Source organism: Catenibacterium sp. UBA627 (assembly GCF_002299355.1).
Lineage (GTDB): Bacteria > Bacillota_I > Bacilli_A > Erysipelotrichales > Coprobacillaceae > Catenibacterium > Catenibacterium mitsuoka.
Genome location: NZ_DBPF01000089.1, coordinates 4,308 through 8,096, shown reverse-complemented (window position 1 = coordinate 8,096; position 3,789 = coordinate 4,308). Strand labels below are relative to the sequence as shown.

At 37.1% G+C, this 3,789-nt stretch carries 4 protein-coding genes; 3 read left to right on the top strand and 1 reads right to left on the bottom strand.

Annotation, left to right across the window (positions count from 1 at the left end; genetic code table 11):
- Positions 1-17: 17 nt before the first annotated feature.
- A complete protein-coding gene (locus B2S90_RS05610) occupies positions 18-974 on the bottom strand; it encodes a peptidoglycan recognition protein family protein (RefSeq protein ID WP_286696679.1) in 957 nt (318 codons plus the stop codon).
- 301 nt (positions 975-1,275) lie between these two features.
- Between B2S90_RS05610 and B2S90_RS05605 the strand changes: the two genes are divergently transcribed.
- From B2S90_RS05605 to B2S90_RS05595, 3 genes are all read left to right on the top strand, one after another.
- Positions 1,276-1,968: an iron-sulfur cluster assembly scaffold protein gene (locus tag B2S90_RS05605; RefSeq protein ID WP_006505048.1), complete on the top strand. Its 693-nt coding sequence runs from the start codon at positions 1,276-1,278 to the stop codon at positions 1,966-1,968.
- Between the two features lie 15 nt (positions 1,969-1,983).
- The gene (locus B2S90_RS05600) at positions 1,984-2,985 is read left to right on the top strand and encodes a GGGtGRT protein (RefSeq protein WP_055234003.1); all 1,002 of its coding nucleotides are present in this window, start codon (positions 1,984-1,986) and stop codon (positions 2,983-2,985) included.
- 589 nt (positions 2,986-3,574) lie between these two features.
- A partial coding sequence (locus tag B2S90_RS05595) for an SDR family NAD(P)-dependent oxidoreductase (RefSeq protein ID WP_286696678.1) occupies positions 3,575-3,789 on the top strand: 215 nt, incomplete at its 3' end.

Sequence of the window (3,789 nt, the reverse complement as noted above, 5' to 3'; positions counted from 1 at the left end):
GCGTGAGCTTCCTTTTTTCATACTGTACGCATGTAGTTATAGACCTGTTTCTTGAAACTCTCCCAGTTCATTGATCCAGACTGCCCTTCTATCATTGGTCTAGGACACTCTTTACCCGACCAATCATGATGCATACGGAGTTGATCTACACTGAGGTTATATTGTTTTAATAATGCCGCTGCAAGTTTAGCTGCATTCTTTTCTGCACTATAGAGATTACCATCATCGTTTACACATATTTCTATCGCAATAGATGCACTATTGCCTGGCATGACACCATCTCCTGCATGTCCTGCCTGTTGATTGAGAGGTAATGATTGGTAGATACTATGGTCATCCACTGTATAATGCCAGGAAGCAGAACGTACATTACCTGTATATTGAAGCTTTGCATGACTCAAAGCATCGGCTCCTTTATTTGTATTATCTGTTGTATGAATTGTGATATACAGTGGTCTCATTGCATAATGCGTGCGATGACTACTTGTTTCAGGAATCATATAATCCCTATAGAGTGGTATCCCAGTTGTATTCTCTATAGAATTATTAACATCTATACTCACATATTGAGAAGAGACCCACCCTTTTCCTTTTATATACATATAGCGTCCTGCTTCTTTTGTAACATGATAACTTCCTGCAGGAATAACCTGTCTTGTAGCATAGTATGAAAATGGTGCACTATAGAGCGTCTTGGAAGAACTGAATGTAATTGTATTAGAGATTGTAAGAGGCTGTGCACCTACATAGTTTTTATGACTATACTTTTTACCATCCATACCAGTATACGTGAGTCCATCAAAACTGATACATTCTATAGGTCTAGATAGGAGGTGATTACTTATTAAAATATGATCACTCTCTATAATCACCTGTGAGGGTGTATAGCTAGGAAAACTGATAATAAGCAACATAACAACTAATATATTCTTCAACATTCTCTTTTGTTTTGTTGTCATTCTCTTATGTTTCATTGGTCATTCCTTCTTTCATGGCATTGTCATTATAATCTTAAATTAAGTGTATGAATATTATTTGAACTGAAACAACATATTTACATACTGTAATTTTCAAACAGCAAAAAATGAAAACGCTTATTTTTTCACAAGTCATGACAAAGCCTAAAACTCGTTATTTTAAGCCCTTTTTATACTACTTTTTGCATGCTGTTTTCTTGAGTTTCATTGACTTTAAAAGGATGGTGTCATATAATTTTGACAGGTGATAACCCTCACCTTGAATCAACAGTCATTTAGTAATGAAAGGAGTAAAAAAATGATTTATTCAAAAGAAGTTGAAGAAATGTATTGCGTTAAACAGGGCGGCAATCATGGTTGTGCCCCAATTCCTGAAGAAGGCAAATGGGTTTATTCTAAAGAAATCAAGGATATTTCTGCTTACACTCATGGTATCGGATGGTGTGCTCCACAGCAGGGTGCTTGTAAACTTTCTTTAAATGTTAAGGAAGGTATCATTGAAGAAGCACTTATCGAAACTATCGGATGTTCAGGTATGACTCATTCTGCAGCTATGGCAGCTGAAGCTTTAGTTGGTAGAACTTTACTTGAAGCATTAAACACTGACTTAGTTTGTGATGCTATCAACACTGCAATGAGAGAATTATTCTTACAGATCGTTTATGGACGTTCTCAGTCTGCTTTCTCAGAAGGTGGTTTAGTAGTAGGTGCTGGTCTTGAAGACTTAGGTAAAGGTTTAAGATCAATGGTAGGTACATCTTATGCTACTAAGAAGAAAGGTCCTCGTTACCTCGAATTGACTGAAGGTTACATTACTAGAGTTGCTTTAGATAATGATGACCAGATCATCGGTTACGAATTCGTAAATCTTGGAAGAATGATGGACATGATTAAAGCTGGAGAAGATGCTAATGAAGCTGTTAAGAAAGCAACAGGTTCTTATGGACGTTTTGCTGATGCTGCTAAGTACATCGATCCAAGAAAGGAATAATTAGGAGGTAGAACAATGGCTATTACATTTGAAGGTTATGAAAGAAGAATCAACCAGATCAATAAAACTTTAAACGAATATGGTATCAAAGATATCGAAGAAGCTAAGAAGATCTGTGATGATAAAGGTATTGATGTTTATAACATCGTTAAATCTACTCAGCCTATCTGCTTCGAAAATGCTTGCTGGGCTTACACTGTAGGTGCTGCAATCGCAATCAAGAAAGGTGACGTTAAGGCTGCTGATGCTGCTAAGACAATCGGTATTGGTTTACAGTCATTCTGTATCCCTGGATCAGTTGCTGATGATCGTAAAGTAGGTTTAGGTCATGGTAACTTAGGTTCAAGACTTCTTGATGAAGAAACTCAGTGTTTCGCTTTCTTAGCTGGTCATGAATCATTCGCAGCTGCTGAAGGTGCAATCAAGATCGCATTAAACGCTAACAAAGTTCGTAAGCATCCTTTAAGAGTTATCTTAAATGGTTTAGGTAAAGATGCTGCTAAGATCATCTCAAGAATCAATGGTTTCACATATGTTGAAACTCAGTTCGATTATTTCACAGGTGAGGTTAAAGAATTATCTAGAACTGCTTATTCAAATGGTGACAGAGCTAAGGTTAACTGCTATGGTGCAGATGACGTACGTGAAGGTGTAGCTATCATGCATAAGGAAGGTGTAGATGTATCAATCACTGGTAACTCTACTAACCCAACTCGTTTCCAGCATCCAGTTGCAGGTACATATAAGAAAGAATGTATCGAACAGGGTAAGAAATACTTCTCAGTTGCTTCAGGAGGAGGAACTGGTCGTACATTACATCCAGATAACATGGCTGCAGGACCAGCTTCATATGGTATGACTGATACTATGGGTCGTATGCATAGTGATGCTCAGTTCGCAGGTTCTTCATCAGTACCAGCTCACGTTGAAATGATGGGCTTAATCGGTATGGGTAACAACCCAATGGTAGGTGCTACTGTTGCAGTTGCAGTTGCTATTGAAGAAGCTAGCAAATAATTAATTCAACACTTAAAGTCCTGATTTATTCAGGGCTTTTTCGTATTATAGAACTAGAAGTTAATCAAGTAATAATTCTAGTTTTTTATTTTATCTAGAAGTGATATCATATCACTGAAGAGAAGTTAATCAATATAACTTGAGACATCCATAAGGTAAGCTCGTAAACAACGATTGATAGCTATGACTATTAATGTATCGTTCTTCTCTTCACTAAATAAACATACTGACTAGAGGTTGCTTATATTTAACTTCTAGTCTTTTATTTTGTAGGCATACATTATAATAGACTTAAGAAAGCAGAGAGATCGGGCTTTGGAAACACAGTTGTGATTTCGTCAAGAAAAGTTCTCTGCTTCCTTTTATGATATGAGTCAGTTTATATCCAAATAGGCCTTGTTTTATTCCGTACCTTTTAATCCTTTTGTTACAGAGTGCCATCCATTCCCGACCGCACATTTCACAATAATAAGATTTCAATATATTATAAAGCCGTCAGGAGGTAATGCTAATGAAAAAAATAAAATTGTATTTATTTTTAAAAGGCAGTATAATATAAAAAAGAAATAAAATTTCAGGAGGTTATAAAATGGACAGATTAAAAGGTAAGGTCGCTATCGTAACTGGTTCTACAAGCGGTATCGGTACAGGTATTGCAAAGCTTTTTGCAGCTGAGGGCGCAAAGGTTGTTATTTGCGGCCGCCGTGAGGCAAAGGGTCAGGTAGTTGTTGACGCTATCAAGGCTGAAGGCGGTGAAGCAAGCTACCACTTTATGGACATTATGCAGGTCGAGAGTATTGAGGC

Bases quoted from the DNA above. Each gene is read 5' to 3' on its own strand.
- B2S90_RS05610 (WP_286696679.1), bottom strand. From the start codon at position 974: ATGAAACATAAGAGAATGACAACAAAACAAAAGAGAATGTTGAAGAAT.
- B2S90_RS05605 (WP_006505048.1), top strand. From the start codon at position 1,276: ATGATTTATTCAAAAGAAGTTGAAGAAATGTATTGCGTTAAACAGGGC.
- B2S90_RS05600 (WP_055234003.1), top strand. From the start codon at position 1,984: ATGGCTATTACATTTGAAGGTTATGAAAGAAGAATCAACCAGATCAAT.